This is a genomic window from Arenibacter antarcticus (assembly GCF_041320605.1).
Classification (GTDB): domain Bacteria; phylum Bacteroidota; class Bacteroidia; order Flavobacteriales; family Flavobacteriaceae; genus Arenibacter; species Arenibacter antarcticus.
In genome coordinates this window covers 3,655,841-3,678,657 of record NZ_CP166679.1, presented here as the reverse complement: position 1 = coordinate 3,678,657, position 22,817 = coordinate 3,655,841, and the positions used below count along the sequence as shown (strand labels likewise).

15 protein-coding genes are annotated in these 22,817 nt (G+C 39.3%); 9 read left to right on the top strand and 6 right to left on the bottom strand.

The genetic code is table 11. The features are described from left to right. Positions 1-36: 36 nt before the first annotated feature. Entirely contained in the window at positions 37-2,826 is a 2,790-nt protein-coding gene (gene uvrA / locus KCTC52924_RS15110; protein WP_251805597.1) for an excinuclease ABC subunit UvrA, read from the top strand. Positions 2,827-3,052: 226 nt separating this feature from the next. Continuing rightward, on the top strand, positions 3,053-4,510 hold the full coding sequence (locus KCTC52924_RS15105) for a hypothetical protein (RefSeq protein WP_251805596.1): 1,458 nt from the start codon (positions 3,053-3,055) through the stop codon (positions 4,508-4,510). Between the two features lie 65 nt (positions 4,511-4,575). On the opposite strand, the gene KCTC52924_RS15100 is transcribed toward KCTC52924_RS15105, so the two are convergent. The 4 genes from KCTC52924_RS15100 to KCTC52924_RS15085 are packed head-to-tail and all read right to left on the bottom strand — an operon-like array spanning position 4,576 to position 10,035. Further along, on the bottom strand, positions 4,576-6,045 hold the full coding sequence (locus KCTC52924_RS15100) for a lipopolysaccharide biosynthesis protein (protein WP_251805595.1): 1,470 nt from the start codon (positions 6,043-6,045) through the stop codon (positions 4,576-4,578). Beyond that, complete coding sequence (locus tag KCTC52924_RS15095; protein WP_251805594.1) at positions 6,036-7,319, bottom strand: glycosyltransferase family 4 protein; 1,284 nt, start codon at positions 7,317-7,319, stop codon at positions 6,036-6,038. The genes KCTC52924_RS15100 and KCTC52924_RS15095 overlap by 10 nt, the downstream gene beginning before the upstream one ends. Continuing rightward, positions 7,319-9,751 carry a YfhO family protein gene (locus KCTC52924_RS15090; protein WP_251805593.1) on the bottom strand — a complete coding sequence of 811 codons (2,433 nt, stop codon included), beginning with the start codon at positions 9,749-9,751 and terminating at the stop codon, positions 7,319-7,321. Before KCTC52924_RS15090 ends, KCTC52924_RS15095 begins: the two co-directional genes overlap by 1 nt. 20 nt (positions 9,752-9,771) lie before the next feature. Further along, positions 9,772-10,035 carry a DUF4834 family protein gene (locus KCTC52924_RS15085; RefSeq protein WP_251805592.1) on the bottom strand — a complete coding sequence of 88 codons (264 nt, stop codon included), beginning with the start codon at positions 10,033-10,035 and terminating at the stop codon, positions 9,772-9,774. Positions 10,036-10,123: 88 nt separating this feature from the next. Between KCTC52924_RS15085 and KCTC52924_RS15080 the strand changes: the two genes are divergently transcribed. From KCTC52924_RS15080 to KCTC52924_RS15050, 7 genes are all read left to right on the top strand, one after another. Beyond that, a complete protein-coding gene (locus tag KCTC52924_RS15080; protein ID WP_251805591.1) occupies positions 10,124-11,197 on the top strand; it encodes a transporter in 1,074 nt (357 codons plus the stop codon). A 68-nt stretch (positions 11,198-11,265) separates the two neighbouring features. Beyond that, the gene (locus KCTC52924_RS15075; RefSeq protein ID WP_251805590.1) at positions 11,266-12,384 is read left to right on the top strand and encodes a GTP cyclohydrolase; all 1,119 of its coding nucleotides are present in this window, start codon (positions 11,266-11,268) and stop codon (positions 12,382-12,384) included. Between the two features lie 529 nt (positions 12,385-12,913). Beyond that, positions 12,914-13,051, top strand: a complete 138-nt coding sequence (locus KCTC52924_RS15070) for a hypothetical protein (RefSeq protein ID WP_251805589.1) — start codon at positions 12,914-12,916, stop codon at positions 13,049-13,051. 416 nt (positions 13,052-13,467) lie between these two features. Continuing rightward, positions 13,468-16,293 carry a DUF1549 domain-containing protein gene (locus KCTC52924_RS15065; RefSeq protein ID WP_251805588.1) on the top strand — a complete coding sequence of 942 codons (2,826 nt, stop codon included), beginning with the start codon at positions 13,468-13,470 and terminating at the stop codon, positions 16,291-16,293. A 2-nt stretch (positions 16,294-16,295) separates the two neighbouring features. Then, entirely contained in the window at positions 16,296-17,765 is a 1,470-nt protein-coding gene (locus KCTC52924_RS15060; protein ID WP_251805587.1) for a DUF1501 domain-containing protein, read from the top strand. Between the two features lie 249 nt (positions 17,766-18,014). Continuing rightward, positions 18,015-19,112, top strand: coding sequence for a 6-bladed beta-propeller (locus KCTC52924_RS15055; RefSeq protein WP_251805586.1), 1,098 nt, complete (start codon positions 18,015-18,017; stop codon positions 19,110-19,112). Positions 19,113-19,235: 123 nt separating this feature from the next. Beyond that, on the top strand, positions 19,236-20,699 hold the full coding sequence (locus KCTC52924_RS15050) for a sulfatase (protein WP_251805585.1): 1,464 nt from the start codon (positions 19,236-19,238) through the stop codon (positions 20,697-20,699). An 87-nt stretch (positions 20,700-20,786) separates the two neighbouring features. Here KCTC52924_RS15050 and KCTC52924_RS15045 read toward each other — a convergent pair whose 3' ends face one another. Beyond that, positions 20,787-21,581: a DUF1080 domain-containing protein gene (locus KCTC52924_RS15045; RefSeq protein WP_251805584.1), complete on the bottom strand. Its 795-nt coding sequence runs from the start codon at positions 21,579-21,581 to the stop codon at positions 20,787-20,789. Next, positions 21,578-22,813, bottom strand: coding sequence for an FG-GAP repeat domain-containing protein (locus KCTC52924_RS15040; RefSeq protein WP_370671478.1), 1,236 nt, complete (start codon positions 22,811-22,813; stop codon positions 21,578-21,580). The genes KCTC52924_RS15045 and KCTC52924_RS15040 overlap by 4 nt, the downstream gene beginning before the upstream one ends. Between the last annotated feature and the right edge of the window lie 4 nt (positions 22,814-22,817).

Below are 22,817 nucleotides of genomic sequence, written 5' to 3'. Positions count from 1 at the left end.
TCCGCATATTGTATCTTTGCAATCTTAAATATACGTATGACCCCAATTAAAGATATAGACCCAAAGCACAATATTATAATAAAGGGGGCCAAGCTCCACAACTTAAAAAATATCGATGTTGTAATCCCTAGGAACAAATTAGTGGTTATAACGGGACTTTCGGGTTCGGGGAAATCTAGCTTGGCATTCGACACACTCTATGCGGAGGGGCAACGCAGATATGTAGAGAGCCTATCATCGTATGCACGACAGTTTTTGGGTAAATTGGACAAACCTAAGGTAGATTATATTAAGGGGATAGCACCCGCTATTGCCATAGAGCAAAAGGTGAATTCTACCAATCCCAGATCTACTGTTGGGACTTCAACAGAAATTTTTGATTATTTAAAATTAATGTTTGCCAGAATTGGTAGGACCATATCTCCCATTTCTGGTTTGGAGGTTAAAAAACATACAGTAACTGATGTGGTAGAACATGTGAAAACGTATGAAGAAGGCACAAAACTATTGTTACTGGCTCCAATAAAAATTAGTGCAGAAAGAGATCCTATAAAATCGCTTCAGTTATTATCCAAACAGGGTTTTGCCAGAATTTTATACCAGGGAGAAGTCGTAAGGATCGATGATGAAATAACTGACATTGGCAGAGAGTTTCTATTGGTAGTAGATCGGATCATTTTTAAGAATGATGAGGATTTTTACAATAGACTAGGCAATGCCATTGATACTGCATTTTTTGAGGGCAAGGGGGAGTGTTTAATCCAGGAACTCACAACAGGCCAAAATACACCTTTCAGCAATAAATTTGAGCTTGATGGAGTTTCGTTTCTTGAACCAAACGTACATCTATTCAGCTTTAACAATCCCTATGGCGCCTGTCCTAAATGTGAGGGTTATGGCGACGTTATTGGTATAGATGAAGAATTGGTTATTCCCAACACTTCCCTTTCCGTATACGAAAATGCCATTTTTCCGTGGAGAGGAGAAAGCATGGGTCGTTATAGAGACCAATTGGTGAATGCCGCTTATAAATTTGATTTTCCGATTCATAAACCTTGGTACCAACTCACCCAGGAACAAAAAGAGCTTGTATGGCAGGGCAACAGTCAATTTACCGGCCTGAACAAGTTTTTTGAAATGCTGGAGGAAAAAAGCTATAAGATCCAAAACAGGGTAATGTTGTCTAGGTATAGGGGTAAAACCAAATGTACTAGCTGTCGGGGAAAGCGATTGAGAAAAGAAACGGACTACGTAAAGGTCTCCGGGAAATCTATTTCAGACCTGGTAGAATTGCCCATAGAAAATTTAATTCAATTTTTTAAGGAGATCAGCTTAAATGATAACGATCAAAAAATAGCAAACAGACTGCTTAAAGAAATAGAGAGCAGGTTGGGGTTTTTAAACAATGTTGGACTTAGCTATTTAACGCTCAACAGGAAATCCAATTCCCTATCTGGAGGAGAAAGTCAGCGGATAAATTTGGCAACCTCCCTAGGAAGTAGTTTGGTAGGTTCCATGTATATCTTGGACGAGCCTAGTATTGGGCTACACCCTAAGGATACAGAGAATTTAATCGTAGTACTAAAGGCCCTGCGCGATTTAGGTAATACGGTTATTGTTGTTGAACATGATGAGGATATTATGAAGGCAGCGGACGAGGTAATAGATATAGGTCCCTTGGCGGGCACCCATGGCGGGGAGGTGGTAGCACAAGGAACCCTTAAGGAGGTATGTAAATCCAAATCCCTTACTGCAGCTTACCTAAACGGCGACATGGAAATAGCCGTTCCCAAAACGAGGCGTACTCATAAAAAATATATAGAAATTAAAGGAGCACGGGAAAACAACCTAAAAAATATAGATGTAACCTTCCCCTTAAATGTATTGACCGTTATTACAGGTGTCTCTGGTAGTGGGAAGAGTACTTTGGTAAAACGACTATTATATCCCCTAGTACTTAAGGAAATTGGCGGATTTGGTGAAAAAGCAGGTCAGTTTACTAGTATTGAAGGAGATTTCACCTCATTAAAGCATGTAGAATACGTAGACCAGAATCCCATAGGGCGTTCTTCGCGATCCAACCCAGTGACCTATATTAAGGCCTATGATGATATCCGAAGCCTATTTTCCTCGCAAAAACTTAGCAAGCTCAGAGGTTATCAACCCAAACACTTTTCCTTCAACGTAGAGGGCGGCCGCTGTGAGAAATGCAAGGGAGAAGGTGAGATTACTGTGGAGATGCAATTTATGGCCGATGTGCATCTGATATGTGAAACCTGTAACGGCAAGAGGTTTAAAAAAGAAGTGCTGGAGGTTAGGTTCGAGGATGCCAATATTGATGATGTGCTTAATATGACTATAGATGATGCTGTGGATTTTTTCGAAAGGAACAAACAGACCAAAATAGTCACCAAACTAAAACCATTACAGGATGTTGGACTAGGGTATGTAACCTTGGGACAATCCTCTTCTACCCTTTCTGGTGGAGAGGCCCAACGTATTAAATTAGCGTCATTTTTAGTGAAGGGAACTACAAAGGACAAAGCCCTCTTTATATTTGATGAACCTACTACAGGGCTCCATTTTCACGATATTAAAAAATTGTTGAAATCTTTTGATGCCTTACTCGCTAAGGGCCACTCTATAGTTGTTATTGAACACAATATAGATTTGATAAAATGTGCAGACTATATCATAGACTTAGGGCTTGAAGGAGGGGAAAAAGGTGGTCAACTAATAGTATCGGGAACTCCCGAGGAGGTTTCTGATAACAAGGTTTCCTATACCGCACCTTATTTAAAAGAGAAGTTACAAAGAGGCAAATAGGTACTATAGACCAAAATTGATTTTAGGTGATTTAATGTAAATAAAATAGAAATTCACTCAAGGTATTGGTCTAATAAAACGAATTCCATTTGGAGAACACAACTTTATGATAAGTTTATTACCCTAATAATCAGACTGTTGTACTATTTACGGGTTTTTTGGCATGTTGTTTGGTATATATCAATCAAACGCAAATTATTGCACACTAAATTAAAAACCTTATATCATGAGAAATTTAATACTCCTTTTTACAGCGCTTGTTTTTAGTACTTCCGGTACTATAGCGTCTACTACAAAAGATAAGGTTGCAACAAGCAATGCTTATAAGAACAACGACTCCTTTATATTTGTTGAAAATGGCATTACGTTTTCAGTATACCCCGATGGGGAGTTCGATTTTTATATCGACAACAGGGTTGGCGTAAATGCCAATGTTAATTTTGGAAATGCCAACATTACCTTCAACTCTGGTTATGATTATAATCCCTATGTACAATATGACGATTATGGGGCTATAATCCAGGTAGAGAATGTTCCCGTGTATTACGATTATTACGGTAGGGTAACCCAAATAGGTGAGGTAGATATTCGATATCGCAACGGAAGGGTTACAAGATTAGGCGGACTGTACGTGTATTACAACAATCACGGTCACTACAGTCACCATAATGGCTATATCAATGTTTATAATCGGAATTATGTATACAGACCTTTTCACGGGTATTTTGCCAGACCATTAATTGGGTTCCATATGGTATATAACAATCCTTATAGGAGATATTACAATCCTATCAGATATAGTTACTATAGACCTTATCACCACAATTACCGTAAGTCGTATGCAAAAGTAGGGCACCATTATAAGTACAATAAGTCGCACGACAAAAGACGTTCGGTATATAGGAACGACAAACGTGTTGCAGAAAGGGACAATGGTTATAGAAGTCAGGCCAACCAAAGGTCCAACAGAAGTGTAAATAGCAGAAATGCAGGCCTTAGAAATAATCAGGGTAGTACTAGAAGTTCATCAGCACGTTCCAATAATAGCGGTAACCGTACTGTAAATAGAAGTACTACTGCACGTTCCAATAATAGCGGTAACAATACCGTAAATAGAAATACAACAGCACGTTCCAATAATAGCGGTAACCGTACTGTAAATAGAAGTACTACTGCACGTTCCAATAATAGCGGTAACAATACCGTAAATAGAAATACAACAGCACGTTCCAATAATAGCGGTAACCGAACTGTAAATAGAAGTACTACTGCACGTTCCAATAATAGCGGTAACACTACCGGAAATAGAAGTACAACGGTAAGAAGCACTTCTAGTAATAAGAAAGGAAACGTCAGCAGAAGTACCACCGTTAGATCTAACGATAATGGCAACAGGACCGTCAATAGGAGCACTACCATAAAAGGTAGGAGTTCAGTTAACAACAGTAGGCCATCTGTAAATAAGAAGAGTAACGCAACAACATCTCGCAGTACAGCTATTAGGAGCAGTTCTCCTAGTAGAAAAAGCAGTAGTGGAACTGTAAGAAGTTCGTCGAAAAACCGACCAACAGTAAGCAGTAGAAGCTCAAATTCTAAATCGAGGTCGGTGAGCAAATCACCTACCAGATCGGTAAATAAGGCCACTAAAGTTACTACTAGAAGTAGGAGCTCTAGGCAGCAATAAAAATAGTTTTTAGGTTGGTTAGTTGTTTAGCCCCGTAGCGAATTTATTCCTACGGGGTTTTTATCTTATTTTTTTCCCGTTATCCTATCCAAATACTTTGATAGTGCACCAAATACATCTTCGGATATTTTAAACCGGTACAGCACAAACACATAAGGAACTATTATTAAGAAACTTTTTAATCCAATATTGACAAGAGGATGAAAAGGAAATTTAACAAAGTAGAACAGTAGGGCAATAATCAATAAAAGAAGGAACACCTTTACCGTTTCCTTTGTGAATGGTTGAATATTAAATTTGGCCTTTACATAAACCAGTTTTATGGTGTTATAAATAAAGAATGCCAAAAAACTAGCTATAGCGGCGCCATCCAAACCATACCTGGGAATTAACCATAAATTTAAAAGTATCGTTAAAACTGCCAACATTACTCCCATTAGGAGCAGGGCTCTATAAAAATCGGAATTGTAAAGAATAGCATTGTTGTTTCCCAAAATAGCATCGTATACCTTTGCCAAACCTAGGATAACTACAATAATATATCCATCACGGTAACTATCCGGTAAAAAATAATAGAGATCGTGAAGATTCAGGATGATCAACAGGAACAAAAGTCCGGATATTATAAACAAGGTGAGCGAACTTTTTTGATATAGCCTCTTAAGGCCAGGGATATCCTTGTTATGGAGTATCTCCGCAGTTAATGGGTAGGTAATATTGTGCATAGACCTAGAGGGTACAGCAATGGTGATGGCCATATAGCCAGCAACACTGTAATAGGCCACGTTTTCAATTTCTATAAACTGATTGAGCATTACCTTATCCACTTCCAATAATACAATCGCTGCCGAGCCTCCCAAAATAATTAAAGCACTATAACTTACCATTGCCATGGTGTTGGGTGGCAGCTTAAAGTTTAATTTTAAATGCTGAAGTTTAAAAGCATAGAACATCATTATTAAGGTTCTTAAAAGATAAAGCAGTACTAGGGCATTGAGAAATGACAATACCGAAATAACATCGACATAGATTAATAACAATAGGATCGATACGGTAATACGGCTAAAAACCTCCTTCATAAAATTCCCAAAAACCGATCGCATATTAACTTTGGCCCAGGCATAGAATACCTCAAAGTACGCCATAGCCACACCGATAAGGAAAATATGCCATACATAGCCTTTTACTACTGGGTTTTCCTTGGACAAAAAGTTTCCAATAGCCTCATTGGAAATTTGTGAAATTAAAGCTATTGGAAGTATAAGTACCAAGGGTAGGAACACCATAAGAGTTAAAAAAGAATCCCTGCTCCTACCCGCTTGGAAACCTGCAAAGTATTTCACAAGGGTGTTGGGAACCCCAAATGCCAAAAGGGGCATTAAAACCGCTGAAGCAGAAAGGATAACGTTGACCAAACCGAAATATTCATCGGTTAAAAATCGGGTATATAGAAAAAGTAGGTTGATTCCCCCTATCACAAAACCAAAATAGGTGATCAAGGTATTGTTCAAAGACTGTTTAAAGACTATTCCCATATTCCTATATACTTGGATAATTTTCTGGTGAGTTCCTTTCTGTGATATTGTTCTGTTTTTGCAAATGGCAAGAACAACTCCCCTTTTTTATATTCCAAAAACCATTGCCATAAGATATCCTTAATTTCTTTAAACTGCTGATAATCAAAAATTATTCCTGTATTTGAAGCTTCAACTAGTGAAGCAACTTCCCATTCCTTAGGTCCTACCCCCAGAATTGGTCTTTTAGAGGCCATATATTCAAAAACCTTTCCCGGGACGATTCCCTTGGTTTCTTCCGAATCGATTTCTATCAATAAGAGAACCTGAGAACTTCTTTGTAGTTCCATTGCTTCTTCATGGGAAAGATAACCTGGAAGATCCAAATAGGGCCCTAATCCACAAGACTCTAAACTCGCAATAACATCCCTACTGACCACACCCGCTAGCTGTAATCTAAAACATTGTTTAAATTCATCGCTTTCCATTACCAATTCGGACAGCGCTTTCCACAGGTTTAATGGGTCCCTTCCCGATAATAAAGATCCAATATGTGATACGGTAAATTTAGCATCCAAGGGGACTGGCCTTTCCTTATACGTATCATAACCATTGGTTATCACGGTGATTGGCTTTGTGGTCAACTGGGAAAATTCTAATTTTGTAGTGTTGCTAGTAACAATAATTTTATCGGCTTCATTTAGCACAAGATGTTCCAGTTGCTTGTGTTTTTTTTGGGAAGATGCCGTAAGCAGTAACTTATCATGATACCCAATAGAAGTCCACGGATCTCTAAAATCGGCTATCCATTGTACTTTGGAGCGTTTTTTTAATTGCTGTCCAATTAAATGAACGCTGTGTGGCGGACCAGTGGTTATTATAATCCCTATATTTTCCTTTTCAATTAACTGGGACAAAAAGTTTACGGATGGCTTTATCCAAAATTTTCTGGCATCGGGAATAAAAAGGTTGCCCCGTATCCATAATAGCAACTTTTCTAGTGGGCTTTGATTCTTGCTCGTAATTATTCCGGCACTGATCTGTTTTGTCTTTTTTTTTGAGAAAATACGCGCCAGCCCATAAGGTTCAAAAATTTTCCTTTTGTATACCCTTATTCCCTCTGGAACCTCCTGCAAAAAGGAGTCGTCCGTAATAGGATAATTTGGATTTTCAGGAGCGTATACAATGGGTTCCACATTAAAAGAGGGAAGGTACTTTGCGAATTTCAGCCAACGCTGTACTCCAGGCCCCCCTGCAGGAGGCCAGTAATAGGTGATAATGAGTACTTTTTGCATTAGTCGGAGGTTTTATTTCCCGATTTCCTAATCGTATAACCGATTCCCAATATTAGGATCAGACCAATAATTATGGAGCTTGCCATAGTAATCTTGGATCCAATTCGCACAATTTCTGGCTGAAATTTAAACTCAATATTATGTTTCCCTGCCGGAATTTCCAGCGCCCGTAACACATAGTTTACTTTAAAATGCTCTGTTAACTGTCCGTCTATATAGGCGTTCCATCCATGGGAATAGTACATTTCAGAAAATACGGCCAACCCTGTGTTGGAATTATTGGAACTATAGGTCAGGTGATTGGGGCTGTAGTTAGTTAATTGTATGCCAGCGGTAGAATCTACTTGATAATCCGTATTATTGAGTGTAAACTTTGAACGATTGAATACCGCTTTGTGTTTTAGATCCAAGGTGTCTAATGCCATAATTTCCTCATTGGCATTAGTCACTGAGATTAATTGGTCTACAAACCATGCATTGCCGTTTGCATCGGGATTTTGGGCAGGATAGCTTCTGCCCTCCTCGTCTTGTTGCACAATATATTTTACGTTTAGCATACTTAACACCCCTACTTTACCCTTATAAATATAAAATTTGAATAAATCTTCAAGTCCAGCTGGTTTTGCAGCATGGTATCCCCCTACCGATTGGTGAAAATAGGAAGTTCTGGCTCCATTGATTCCCTCATTAGGATCGTACACTCTAAAAATACTCTTATCCTGGGCAATTTGCTTATCAAATTCGGTCTGCTGAAAGGGTTCGGACATTCTTCTTTTTGCTACAAAATCGTCCTCATCTACATAGCGTTTTGCCACGCCGACCAAATCGAATAAAATTAGAACACCGATAAACACTACGACAAGCGATTGTTTTAATTTTCCTTTTAAAAAGAACCAGATTACTAAGCTTGCCAATCCCATATAGATCAAAGATCGGAATATATCAGAATTATAAACCGACTTCCGATCGGCTTGGATTAGTGCCAAGATATCATCCCCATAATACTGTCGTAAAGTTTCGTCACTTTGACCCGTAAAAGAGAATAATCCTTTTATAAGGAAAAGGAAAATTCCTAGCCCCAAGGTAATAAAAATGGAAATTTTAAGACTCTTAAATTTCTTAGATTCGTCTATTTTATTGTTAAAAAGTGCCGCCAATGCTAATATGGCTAATACTGGGGCACATAGTTCCAAAATTACTTGGATGGAAGAAACTGCCCTGAATTTATTGTACATGGGGAAATAATCGATCATTAAATCGGTAAGCAATCCAAAATTCTTACCCCAAGAAAGCACCAAAGCCATGATAGTGCCTCCCAGGAGCCACCATTTCACCTTACCCTGTACCAAAAACAGCCCCAAAACAAACAAAAAGAATACAACTGCCCCAATATAAGCGGGTGCGGCAACAATGGGTTGATCTCCCCAATAAAGCGGAAGCCCTTTTGAGAACTCTAAGGCCTTGGTCCTAGAGATCCCATTTTCAGTTAAGTAGTTATAGGTTTTGGATTGTGTCCCAAGGTTCTCGCTATTTGATCCACCAAAAAGTCTGGGAACAAATAAATTAAGGGACTCTGCGATACCGTAACTATATTGGGTGATATAATCCCTGTCCAGACCAGATCCTTTTTCCACAGGTTCTCCTTTGGGATTAATGGTAAGCTCCGATTTCCCCCTAGTACTCCAATCGGCATATTCCTTGGTAGCCATAAGGCTGGTAGCGTTTGCCGCCACACCTAAAAGAACGGCCACCAAGAGCAACCCTACCGATTTTCCAAAATGTTTTAGTTGTTTCTGCTTAAGGGCATCTACTAAATATACGGCCCCCAGAATCAGCACTAAGAGCATAAAATAATATGTCATCTGATAGTGATTGGCCCCTACCTCCAAAGCCATAGCAATAGTGGTGAGTAGAAAACCCCAGAGATATTTTTTTCTAAATACCAATACAATTCCCCCCAAAAGCATGGGCATATACCCAATAGCATGGGCTTTGGCATTATGACCAACCCCTAGTATTATAATCATATAGGTAGAGAATCCGAAAGCTAAGGCACCCAATATGGCTAATTTATAATCTACTTTAAGGCAACATAACAATATATAAAACCCTATGAGATAGATGAATAAATAATCTGCCGGTCGCGGTAAAAATCGGATAGTTCTATCGAGTTTTTTAATATAATCATGCGGATAATAGGCCCCAAGTTGATAGGTGGGCATTCCACCAAAGGCACTATTGGTCCAGTAGGGCTCCTCCCCTGTCTTTTTCCTAAAATCGTTCTGTTCCTTGGCCATTCCGGTAAATTGAACAATATCGGATTGCTCTATTACCTTCCCTTGTAATACGGGATGGAAATAAGCAAGGGCTACAAGGATAAAAAATACGGTAACAAAAAAATGGATCAAAAAGGCTCTAAGACCGTTTCTCATGGCTGGTTTATGATAAATGGTTATTCAATTTCTTCAAAATCAATATACTCCCCGACATTTTTCGTGGATTTTCTTTGATTTTCAGGTTTTTTTTCTATTATTATATCGCCAATCTGCGAATCGTCTTGTTGATTTTGAGCGGAGAAACCTTTAAATTTTTCCTTAAAATGTTCCTCAGTTTTTTTTGCGGCATATCTAAGCATTATTGGGCCCAACCATTTCACTAAAATTTTAAGTGAATAGTATACTAAGAGTATAATTAGAATTGTTTTTAAAAACCCCATATTTGTTATTAAATTTTATATCAAAAATACAATTCTAGCGTTGTATTAATAAGGGAAAAGTCTTAAAATAATAATAAATAAAGCACCTATGAAATATTATGTTTCCTTGAAACACATTAATCAGTTGATACTTATTGTGATTAGCGCTTTTCCTTTGTGTGGCTTCTCGCAATATACCGATTTAATCAATTCCAACAGGCCAGGGTTATCCGTTAGTGCCTATGCATTGGGATCGAACGTTTTACAGGCCGAATTTGGAGTGGGGTTAGAACAACAGGACCATTCAAGATTGGCAACGGAATCCAATATATTAGGTGCCGACCTTTCTTTACGGTACGGTCTTTTTTTTGAAACACTGGAAATTAATTACGAGGGTACTTTTGACCATCAGAACAAAACCTATCTCAACACTGGGGTAGAAGTAACAAATTCAGACTTTTCCAAAAACCGCTTAGGCCTCAAGTATTTGATTTTTGATCCCTTTAAAAATCCAGAAAACAACAAACCTGACCTGTACAGTTGGAGAGCAAACAACAAATTTAGATTTAAAAACCTAATTCCCGCCATATCCGTATATGTGGGCGCAAATTTTGTTTTGGGGGACAATCCATATTATCGCGGGGAAGATATTGTATCCCCAAGGGTTATGGTGGCCACCCAAAGTAGCTTGACCTCAAGATTAGTACTTACTACCAATTTTGCTTATGACCGGATTAGAACACCGTTTCCTGAACGGAGTTACATCATCTCCCTTTCCCATGCATTAAGAAATCCGAAATGGAGTGTATTTGTAGAGAATCAGGGTATTAATAGCGAACGTTATTCCGATGTTTTACTACGGAGCGGCGTAGCGCATCTAATAGGTGACAATATGCAGGTGGACCTAAATTTTGGGGCTAGTTTTAAAAACACTCCCAGCAGAATTTTTGGAGCAATGGGCATGTCCTATAGGCTAGATATGCACAAGGATAAATTAAAGGCCATAGAGGACCAGAACGCAGGTAAAAATGGTGGTCGTATCAACAGAAACAGCATGTTGAAAAAGACTAAAAAACAGAATAAGGATTCGGGAGCAGAGGATATAGACCTTGGGCCAACTAAAAAGCAACTCCGAAAAGCAAGAAAAATGGATAAAAAAAACCAAGGGGAAATTGATTTCTAATAAAAGTTTCCTTCTGCTTTTTCCTATTGGATAATATTCCTAATATTGAACCATACAAACTTAATAGTATGGTCACCCTAAAAGAAGTAACATCAAAATCGGAATTAAAAGATTTCGTTAAATTTCCATTTACACTTTACAAGGATTCCCCATATTGGGTGCCTCCCATTATAAATGATGAGATAGCGTCATTTAACAAGAGTAAAAACCCAGTTTTTAAAGATGCCGATGCTTGGCTTTTTCTTGCGTACAAAAACAATAAGATCGTTGGCAGGGTGGCGGCAATCGTAAATGGGTTGGAGGTAAACCATCAGAACATAAAGAAAATGCGTTTTGGTTGGTTCGATTTTATAGACGATTATGAGGTTTCCGAAACTATGTTCAACAAAGTTGCGGAAATTGGTAGACAACATGAGCTTTCCTATATGGAGGGGCCAGTTGGATTTTCCAATATGGACAAGGTAGGTGTGCTAACAGAAGGCTTTGACCATATAGGCACTATGATTACCTGGTATAATCACCCTTACTATGTAACGCATTATGAACGCTTCGGGTTGGTGAAGGAAAAGGAATATATGGAGAATAAGTTCCCATTTATTAATGCGAATCCGTTGTTTTTCGAAAAGGTCAATGCCATAGTGAAAAAACGCTATGGGGTCAAGGAACTCAATTTCACCAAAACAGAGGAAGTTATGCCTATGGTGGATAAGATGTTCGATCTATTTAATGAAAGTTATTCGAAACTCTCTTCTTTTGTCCCAATGACGGACCCACAAAAGGAGTATTTCAAGAAAAAATATATTTCCTTTATCAATCCAGAATATATAAAGTTTGTTCTGGACAAAGACGACAATCTAATTGCATTCGCAATTGTTATGCCTTCTTTTTCTCGAGCCATGCAAAAAGCTAAGGGAAAATTATTTCCCTTTGGATGGTACCATCTACTAAATGCCAAGAGAAATAGCAAGGAAGTGATTTTTTATTTAATAGGGGTGCACCCAGAATATCAGAATAAAGGAGTTACTGCGGTAATTTTTAATGAGTACCACAAAACCTTTACGGAAAAAGGTATAGAAAGCTGTATAAGAACCCCTGAATTGGAGGAAAATGTGGCGATCAAACAGTTATGGAAGCATTTTGACCCTCAGATTTACAAAAGGAGAAAAACGTTCCGAAAAAATTTGTAATACTAGTCCTAAATTTTCGTCCGGCAACCCCTTCCCTACCCATGCATTGTTATGCAGATGTCATGGCCTTTGAACACTAGGAGGTCCTAGGTCAAAACCAAAGCGGCAATAAGAACTCATTGGTTTTTTTTGCACTAGCCAACTCGCTTTGGAGCCATACCATATAGGTATAGCCCAGACAAGGCTTCCTTGCATTAACTACATGTACAATTAATTTCCACTAGCCTTAAATCAGAACTTACAACTACCGATTATTTATTTTTGATATGTAACGATTTCTTTATGGCTTCTTATATTCAATAGAAAAGTAACATTACTGAAGAACCACAAAAGATGAATCGGCCAAATATAGTGGTGCCTATAACCGACCAATGGCATACTCAAACAACAGGCTATCAATGGTGATCACAGTATAGACAATTCGCATTTAGATAGTTTGGCAGTGGTAAGCGTCAATCTCAAGAATACGGTATCCAGACTACCCGTAAGTTCTCTATATTAGGCATCGCTTTTAACAGATTCCCATTCCGTGACGTATGGGGTATTCATAAACGAGGTACAGCTAGACGCAGATGTGGTAATTACCGAAAAAGTGGATAGCGAGGAAGATTACAGAATGCTCCCCGAGAAAACGACGAGGGGGTTCCCTATTATGGAAAGACCATGAATTTCGGAATAACTACAACAGCTTTGATTGTTAGTGTTTTAGGGGCTTTACCTTTAATAAAAAAAGGTTAAATTAGCTTTTGAACACTATCGTTGGTTTCATCTGGGATGCACCTTAAATACATCAAAACTTGTTCCCAATTTTGATGCTCACATGACTTTAGAGGTGACTTACCCTACAGCTCCATGAAGGTCGGTAGGGTTTTCAACCAGGATTATGAATCTGATTCATTTTAAAGAATAATCCCCATTCCTAATAGGGAGTTGCTAGTAAATCCCGGTTTAACGCAAAACGAAGGATATTAAAAGAAAATCTCAAGACTATGAATAATGGTATTAGCTTACATAACCACAATAAATGAATCGTTGGGCCTGTGGGCTATTGCTATTAAGATTTAAATATAATTAGCGCATTAAATGAAAGATTTTGATTGGATATTTCAGCTTTTAGGCCGTTTCCACCCCTTATTGGTACATTTTCCCATAGGTTTATTAGTCGTTGCCTTAATATTTGAGCTGTTTACGATAGGCGGAAAACGAAAAGGATTACGGGAAGGTATCAATTGGATGATTTACGCAGGAACTATCAGTGCTATATTGGCTGCCCTAATGGGCTGGTTGCTAAGTACCTTTGATGACTATAGCGGAGATTTAGTGAATTACCACCAATACGCAGGAATCGCAACTGCAATTATGGCAATTATCACTGTTTTTTTAATGCGCAAAAAACAGTCAGACTACCGACTTTATCGGTCTGGGCTTTTTATTACCGTAATATCGCTGACAGTTGCAGGACATTTAGGGGCAAACCTGACCCACGGCGAGGACTATCTAACAAGTGTTCTCCCCGGGAATAATGATTCCTACGACAATAGTAAATTGGTTGGGCTACTTTCTGAATTAAAGAAATCGGATTCCCTATCCTTATCCCAACAAGACCAACTAAATCTTGGGGTGAGGGCTATTTTTGCACATAACTGCTATCAATGCCATAGTGAAAATAAACATAAAGGTGACTTGATTCTGGATAATAAAGAAGGCGTTTTTAAAGGCGGCGAAGGGGGGCCAGTCATAGTTGCTGGTAAACCTGCAGCAAGTGAGCTGTATAAAAGGATTACCCTTTCCCCAGATGATGACAATGTTATGCCAAAGAAAGGAAAGGTATTAAAGGACAATGAAATAGCATTGATTAAATTATGGATTCAAAACGGTGCGCATTGGTCCGATCAAGCACTTAAAGTATTCCCAGAAGCAGAATTGGAACTTGTAAAACCCGATTTGCCGAGAATTGAAAACCAAACACACCCGGTGGACAAATTAATTGCGTCCTACTTAGACAAAAATAACATCGACTGGCCTTCTGTGGTCGATGACAGGACCTTTATAAGGCGTTCTTATATGGATATTATTGGGCTACTTCCCGAACCGAAGGACATCAAAGAATTTATAGATGATTCCAATCCAAATAAAAGAAACGCCCTTATTGATGCCCTTTTGAACGATACCCATAACTATACCCAACATTGGTTAAGTTTTTGGAATGATCTTTTACGGAACGACTACAGCGGAACTGGATTTATAACCGGAGGTAGAAAACAAATTACCGATTGGTTATATACCTCCTTGGAAGAAAACAAGCACTATGATGAAATGGTGAAACAACTGGTTAATCCAACCGCGGTTTCTGAAGGATTTATTAAAGGAATCCAATGGAGAGGAATAGTTAATGCCAGTCAACGCACCGAAATGCAGGCAGCCCAAAATATTGGGCAGTCCTTGTTGGGAGTTAATGTAAAATGCGCTTCATGTCACAATAGCTTTGTAAGTAACCTTACCTTGGAACAATCTTATGGGTTTGCATCAATCTTTTCAGAATCCACAATGGAGCTAAATCGATGTGATATGCCCATTGGTAAAATGGCAAAGGTGAATTTCCTTTATCCCGAATTAGGTTCCGTAGAGGCCGAAAGTATTAAGGAACGACTACTAAAACTATCTGAGGTAATCGTTAAACCCGAAAATGGTAGACTGTACCGTACTATTACCAATCGATATTGGGAACAATTAATGGGCAGGGGAATAATTGAGCCTTTGGATGAAATGGACAATGAGCCATGGGATGCCGATCTCCTAGATTGGTTAGCTTCTGATTTTGTAGATTCTGGGTATGACCTTAAACATTTGATAAAGCAAATAATGACGTCTAAGGCATATCAAATGCCAACCGCTAACTACCAAAATATAGAGGAGATAAAATCGGAATACGTATTTAAAGGGCCAATTCTTAAGCGGATGAGTGCCGAGCAGTTCTCGGATGCCGTAAGCCAATTGATTAAACCCGTATTTGCCGCAGTGGCCTATAATCCCAAGGGTAATGGGCTGCCTTCCTCTCGGGTTTGGCATAGAGAATTAAAGTTCGACAGGGATGTTCTTCCAGAACCGGGCAAGAGATATTTCCGAAAAACATTCTCACTCCCGGACCAACCTATAGCAAGTGCCACCGTCCTAATTTCCGTAGATCATTCCTATACCCTCTATATAAATGAAAAAAAATTAGCACAGGGAACGGAGTGGACAAAAGTGGATAAGCTCAATGTCCAAGAGGTTCTGAGAAATGGAACAAATACAATAGCCATTGAAGGGATTAACGAAGGGAATATCGCCAATCCTGCAGGAATACTATTCTCCATGAAAATAACCTATTCGGACGGTAGTGAACTGATACTAAACTCGGACAACAGTTGGAAAAGTACAGCTGACCACCAAAGTGAAGGTTGGGTTAGTATTGATTTTGATGATAGTAAATGGCAAGAAGTCCGTAATTATGGGACTAAAAATTGGGGTAAACTGATCCATTTTACATTTGAACAGCACAACGGAGAATTTGCACGGGCAAGTCTGGTAGAACAGCATCCGTTTTTGAAAGCTTTGGGGCGGCCAAGCAGAGAAAATGTAACCACTTCAAGAGATGAACAAGCCACTCTTTTACAAGCATTAGAATTGACCAACGGAGAGTTTTTTAATAATGTTTTGGAGGAGGGCGCTAGTATATGGCTCAAAAGGTATAGTAATGATAGTGATAAAATTGTAGTAGAACTCTATCAAAAATCACTAGGCAGGAATCCCACTGATCAAGAAAAGAAAATAATGCTTTCAGCACTAGGCAATCAACCAAAGAAAGAAGCCTTACAAGATTTATTTTGGTCTACCTTGATTTTACCTGAATTTCAATTTATAAATTAATTATGGCAACGGATAATAAAAATGCACGTAGGGATTTTATTAAAAAAATGGCGTCAGCTAGTCTAGCAGCTTCAGCGACGACGATACCAATGGCCAGCTTTTTAAGCTCTTGTACCAATACTATTCCAAAAATTCCCGCTACTGCTGACACTGTTATTTTGTTGTGGATGGCGGGCGGAATGTCCCATACGGAAACGTTTGACCCTAAGGCCTATGTCCCCTATAAGAAAGGGGTTGAGAGTAAGAGGATCTTGAGTACTTTCCCTAAAGTTCCAACCCTTGTAGATGGACTCGATTTTTCACAAGGCCTGGAATCGATTGGGGGCGTCATGGACAAAGGCGCCATTATCCGTTCCTACAAAGCTGCTGATCTTGGTCACATATTACACACGAGGCATCAATACCATTGGCATACATGTTATGAGCCACCACAGACTGTACAAGCTCCTCATATAGGTGCTTGGATAGCCAAAGAATTGGGGCCTGCCAACCCCGTTATTCCACCATTTATTTCGATGGGTCAACGATTCACGGTTGGAGAGGCAGAAGAATTAAAGGCATTTCATACAGCAGGATTTCTGGGTAGCGAATACGGTCCCTTTCTAATACCAGACCCTTCTTCTGGTTTAGACAGTGTTAGACCACCGCAGGGGATGTCGCTTAAAAGGTTTGAGGCCCGGTATAAACTGTATAAAGAATTGGCCAATAAGAGCAAGGTCATGGAAGCTGGAAGCGATTATCAAAGGGAGTCCCTAATGCGTTCCATGGAACAGTCCTATCGGCTATTGAATTCCCCCGAATCAAAGGTTTTTGACCTAAGCCAAGAGCCAAAGGAGGTGTATGACACCTATAATACTGGCCGATTTGGGTTGGGATGTCTTCTGGCCAAAAGATTGGCCATGAATGGTGGTAGGTTTATAAGTGTTTCAACAGAGTACGAACCTTTCCTTGGATGGGATACGCACGAAAATGGCCATACACGAGCCGCTAAAATGAAAGAACTTATCGATAGGCCAATTGCCCAATTGATTAAAGATTTGGACGAAAGCGGTCATCTGGACAGAACCTTAATTATTCTGGCTAGCGAATTCAGTAGAGATGCCATAATGGAGGGGCGTCCTGGTGAACAAGTGCAAGACCAAGTAAGTCAACCTGATGTAATAGAGGATGAGAAGTTCTATGGTATGCACCGACATTTTACGGATGGCTGTTCTATACTGATGTGGGGAGGTGGCATTAAAAAAGGGCTAGTATACGGCAAAACCGCTGATGAAAGACCTTGTTCCTCAATAGAAAACCCAGTGGTCATTGACCAAGTACATCAGAGTATATATCATGCGTTGGGAATCCATCCAGAGACACAGTATACCATTGAAGGGAGACCATTTTATACCACCCCTGACGGGCATGGAAGACCTATCCTGGATCTATTTGGACAACCTATTGATAAAAGTTCTAAAAATGTTAGTTGATTTCGTTTTTTAGTCCACAATTGCCAAAATAACTGCGGATTTTTAGGTCATTGATGTATATTGTACTACCCAATTAAAACGGATAGTATCTTTAATAATCTTACTGAGCAGTAATTGAAAGCTGGAAATTTATTTACAGGGGATAATGAACATGGAACTATACCCACATAATGAGTTGCAAGATAACATCAAATTAACCATACCATTCTTTATGTTAACGAGGGAGTTAACAATTAAACTTGAAAAACTATGACTAAAATAGAAACAAATCGCAGAAAATTTCTAGGTACAACTGCCAAAGCAGCGGCGGGAATTTTTGTAGTACCTCATTTCAATATCATCAATTCCAAGCCTAAATTACATGAAACCATTATCGGTCAGGGCGATTTTAAATACAGGATACATAAAGAGTGGGGAAACCTAGATCCGAGTAAGACCCCTGTCAATAATTGTCACGAAATGGTAATGGATTCAAGGGGCCGCATGATTATGGTTGGGGACGACACCCATAATAACGTGTTAATCTACGATAAGTCTGGAAAATTATTAGACTCATGGGGCATACGTTATAAAGGGGGGCACGGTCTTTCTTTATGGAACGATGGAGCAGAAGATTTTCTTTTCATTTGCGATACAGACGGGTCTATGATAAAAACAACTTTAAACGGCAGGGAATTAATGCTGATAGGGCATCCTTCCCAATATGGGGCCTACGAAAAGGACGATTCATTTAAGCCTACTGAAACAGCTATCGGTCCCAATGGGGATATCTATATTGCCGATGGCTACGGCTCGCAATATGTACTCCAATTTACCAAAGAAGGGGAATTTATTAGAAAAATAGGAAACGGACGTGGCACCGATAATGATCAATTCCAAACCGCACATGGAGTATGTATAGACGCTAGGGATAAAAATAACCCTACCCTATTGGTCACCTCTCGTGCAAGTAATTGCTTTAAAAGATTTTCCTTAGAGGGCAGATATTTAGAAACTATTTCGCTCCCAGGAGCATTCGTTTGTCGCCCAGTACTTCATGGGGACAACTTATATGCGGGTGTTTGTTGGTCTTCAAAAGTAGATTTTATAGAAGGAAATATGCAAACCCATCCTACCAGCACCAATCCAAAATCTGGTTTTGTAACCATCTTAGATAAAAACAACACGGTGGTTTCCAATCCTGGAGGTACACCGCCCAAATATAAAAATGGCAAATTGCAGCGAATGTTGCAACAGGAACCCATTTTTCATCATTGTCATGATGTATGTATTGATGATGATGAGAACATCTATGTGTGCCAATGGAATGCCAATAAAACATATCCAATTAAATTGGAAAGAATCTAAGAATACTCAAAATATTTAGGAAACATCCCTTCTATTTACACCTGATATAAAGATATAATTTTCTTACGGATAGGCTATGCAATCGAATAGGATATCGTTAGAGTTTAAAATTCGTGATACTCAATGAACAGTAAAGTGCAAATACGCTTTTGTTATAATCTCTTCTTGATATGTACAATTGTTTTTATGGTTTCTTGTAACGAAAAGAAAAAGGAAATAGCCGAACAACCGCGAAATACAACTAGGCCGAACGTATTGGTGCTTTTAACGGACCAATGGCGTGCTCAGGCAACGGGCTATGCCGGTGACCCCAATATAAGTACACCACATTTAGATAGTTTGGCAGCGATAAGCGTTAATTTTAAAAATGCGGTTTCCGGCATGCCTGTATGTTCCCCATTTAGGGCATCACTTTTAACAGGTCAACGTCCGTTGACGCATGGGGTCTTCATGAACGATGTACAGCTAGATACCAATGCGGTTACTATTGCGAAAGTGTTTCACAAGGAGGGATATGATACTGGCTACATAGGTAAATGGCATTTGGATGGTCATGGGAGACTACAAAATGTTGCCCCTGGAAAGAGAAGACAGGGATTCCAATTTTGGAAAGGCAATGAATGTACCCACGATTATAATGAATCTGTGTATTATGACAACGAAGATCCAACTAGAAAAATTTGGGACGGGTACGATACCTTTGAACAGACCGATGCTGCCATCGGCTATATTAAGGAAAGAAAGTTGGCCGATAATCCGTTTATGATGATTCTTTCCTACGGTACACCGCACGCGCCATACCACACCGCGCCATTGGAATATAGGAACCGATTTGATCCGAAAAAAATCCTACTCCGCAGGAATGTGCCGGATAGCCTTAAAGAACGAGTGAAAAAAGATTTAGCGGGTTATTATGCCCATATAGCAGCTCTGGATGACATGATTGGCAAGCTGATAAAAAACCTTAAAGATACGGGGCAATTTGAAAATACTATCATTGTCTTTACGTCTGATCACGGGGATTTATTGGGTTCCCATGGAGCCTATAAAAAGCAGCAACCTTACGATGAATCGGTTAAAGTGCCCATGCTATACTATATTCCTGACAATTTAAAAATTGTAGCTGGAGAACGGGATGCGTTGATGAATTCGGAAGATATAATGCCTACCCTTCTTAGTCTTTGTAATATTTCTATTCCTAACACTGTAGAGGGAATAGATTATAGGCCTTATTTGGAAGGGAAAGAGGAAGTTGGGCACGCCACCTTGCTAAGCTGTGTACAACCCTTTGGACAATGGAGCAGATCACAACATGGTGGCAGGGAATACAGAGCCATAAAGACCCAACAATACACCTATGCCAGGGATTTGAATGGTCCATGGTTACTGTTTGACAAAATAAATGACCCTTACCAGTTAAACAACCTTGTGGGAAATGAGGGATATGCTTCCGTACAGGATGCTATGGAAAAATTGCTATCCCACCGATTAAAAGAAACCGGGGACGAATTTCTTCCTGGTATGGAATACATAAAGAAATGGGGGTATCTGGTTGATAAAACAGGTACAGTACCATACACTAATTAACTTCATAGGACACTTTCCCGTAAATAGCTTAAACAGTTAATAGACTGGGTCTAGAATAACAATGACACACTTAACTGAACATAACCACTATAAACTTTTTAATCTTATATTTCTATATTCAACCTTCATAGGGGGGCCTACATGCACCTGAACTCCTAAATGCCCAGTAAGTGCTCTATTTATGTGATCCTCATCTATTACCTCACTCATTAAAATACCATTCACATAGTGTTGCAGCCTGTTACCTTTAATAATAAGGTGCATCTCATTCCAGTCTTCGCTTTTAATCTCAGTTTTTAGCTCATCAGAGGTTCCCAAGGATTCTAGTACTTCCCTGCTCTGCCATGCATTATTAGCTATATTGCCCCTTATTGAGTCCGGCGCATCTGGATTTTCTTGCGACTTTATAACCGCTTTTTCTCCTCGATAGGCCAAAGTGGTCCGTTTTCTCTCCTCATAATTTTGTCCTGTATAATTAATCTTTCCATCTATATCTGCTTGATAACCGCGTAAAGCAAAAGGAATGCCATCTACTTTTTCACTTCGGTAATTTATACCACTGTTACCCGCTTCGGCGATACGAAACTCTAATTTCAGTTCAAAATCCGCAGGTTGTCCACCCTCCCAGATTAAGAACGTATTCTTTTTTAGCAAAGTAGTTGGGGTTACCTCTCCTACTAAGGTACCGTTTTCCACCCTCCAGTAGTCAGGATCTCCACTCCAGTTGTCCAAGGATTTACCATCAAAAATTGGTGTAAATTCATCATCTTGTCCCACAGTAGAAGCAACTACCTCAGTTGTTTTCTCCTCTTTTTTTTCCTTACAGCCATGTAACCCTACTAAGAAAATACATACTATTAAATAGTTGATTTTTAATTTCATTGTTTATTGTTTTTTGGTTTATCGTAATACATATATAATCCGTCCTTTCCGGCAACTATAATTTCCTTAGTTCCCGTACCGTTTAAGTCATAAACACTAAAGTAGACTCCGGTTCCCTTCCCCTCTCCATAAGGACCATAGTCTATGACTTGCTTGCTAAAATTTTCGCCATTCCACTTAAAATAATATAATCCCAGATCATCTTCACCTCCAGGATCCTTACCATTGTGGGCACGATAACGCTTGCCGGTAACCAACTCATTTTCCCCATCTAAATCAATATCGATCCATTCCATACTATGATATTGTGAGTTATAAGGATCTATAGGATGTTTTAACCATTCGGTTTTTCCTTTCTTCTTCGCAGGTAACTGCTCATACCAATGCAACCCATATCCATGGCCTTGCCCCGCTATAATATCCGCCTTTCCGTCATTGTTTACATCTGCAACTATTATGGGTATACTGGCCCCACCTAAGTCAAAATCCGGATGAAATTTCCAAGTTCCTTCATAAGGGTTTTCTGGTCCTTCCAACCAACCTTTGGCTAAAATAAAATCCCCTATACCATCACCATTAACGTCACCAAAGCCTAAACCGTGTCCATGCTTCCCATATATCCTGTGCTTGGTGAACTTAGCAGCGCCTTTTTTATTGGCATCCAACACTAGACGGTAAATAACCAGCGAGTCATTTGGAGTGTTGGGCACTATTTCCATAATCCCGTCGCCATCCACATCCCAAGACCGAGTGGTTTCTATATTACCGGCTTCTGCTATAAGATGTTCCTGCCACTGGCTACCATCACCAGGGTTCTGTTTCCAAACCAACTGTTTTCCGAACCATCCTCCGGTAATAAAATCCATATAGCCATCGCCATCTACATCCAAGGGGATGGTAGAAAAATCGTCATAGTATTCTCCATATCGCTTTGCTGAACCTATATAATAACGGGTTTGATAGTGGGGACCTTCATACCAATAAGCGCCAGAGACAATATCGGGAATTCTGTCATTGTTCACATCAAATACGCCAACGGTTTCATAACTTTCTGAAGCAATTTGTTTTTTCAAGTATTGGATAGGTGCTGCTTGGGAATAAGCAACCACACCTCCCATACATACAAAAAGGGTTAACAATTGTACAAGAATGCGTTTATCTAAAAAGATAAAAGCTGGGGTTACGCATTTTAAATGCATGTAACCACCAGCTTTTTGGGTCAAAATATTCATGGTA

Excerpts from the sequence above, each read along its gene's own strand:
- uvrA (WP_251805597.1), top strand. The coding sequence starts at position 37 with ATGACCCCAATTAAAGATATAGACCCAAAGCACAATATTATAATAAAG.
- KCTC52924_RS15105 (WP_251805596.1), top strand. The coding sequence starts at position 3,053 with ATGAGAAATTTAATACTCCTTTTTACAGCGCTTGTTTTTAGTACTTCC.
- KCTC52924_RS15100 (WP_251805595.1), bottom strand. The coding sequence starts at position 6,045 with ATGGGAATAGTCTTTAAACAGTCTTTGAACAATACCTTGATCACCTAT.
- KCTC52924_RS15095 (WP_251805594.1), bottom strand. The coding sequence starts at position 7,319 with ATGCAAAAAGTACTCATTATCACCTATTACTGGCCTCCTGCAGGGGGG.
- KCTC52924_RS15090 (WP_251805593.1), bottom strand. The coding sequence starts at position 9,751 with ATGAGAAACGGTCTTAGAGCCTTTTTGATCCATTTTTTTGTTACCGTA.
- KCTC52924_RS15085 (WP_251805592.1), bottom strand. The coding sequence starts at position 10,035 with ATGGGGTTTTTAAAAACAATTCTAATTATACTCTTAGTATACTATTCA.
- KCTC52924_RS15080 (WP_251805591.1), top strand. The coding sequence starts at position 10,124 with ATGAAATATTATGTTTCCTTGAAACACATTAATCAGTTGATACTTATT.
- KCTC52924_RS15075 (WP_251805590.1), top strand. The coding sequence starts at position 11,266 with ATGGTCACCCTAAAAGAAGTAACATCAAAATCGGAATTAAAAGATTTC.
- KCTC52924_RS15065 (WP_251805588.1), top strand. The coding sequence starts at position 13,468 with ATGAAAGATTTTGATTGGATATTTCAGCTTTTAGGCCGTTTCCACCCC.
- KCTC52924_RS15060 (WP_251805587.1), top strand. The coding sequence starts at position 16,296 with ATGGCAACGGATAATAAAAATGCACGTAGGGATTTTATTAAAAAAATG.
- KCTC52924_RS15055 (WP_251805586.1), top strand. The coding sequence starts at position 18,015 with ATGACTAAAATAGAAACAAATCGCAGAAAATTTCTAGGTACAACTGCC.
- KCTC52924_RS15050 (WP_251805585.1), top strand. The coding sequence starts at position 19,236 with ATGAACAGTAAAGTGCAAATACGCTTTTGTTATAATCTCTTCTTGATA.
- KCTC52924_RS15045 (WP_251805584.1), bottom strand. The coding sequence starts at position 21,581 with ATGAAATTAAAAATCAACTATTTAATAGTATGTATTTTCTTAGTAGGG.
- KCTC52924_RS15040 (WP_370671478.1), bottom strand. The coding sequence starts at position 22,813 with ATGAATATTTTGACCCAAAAAGCTGGTGGTTACATGCATTTAAAATGC.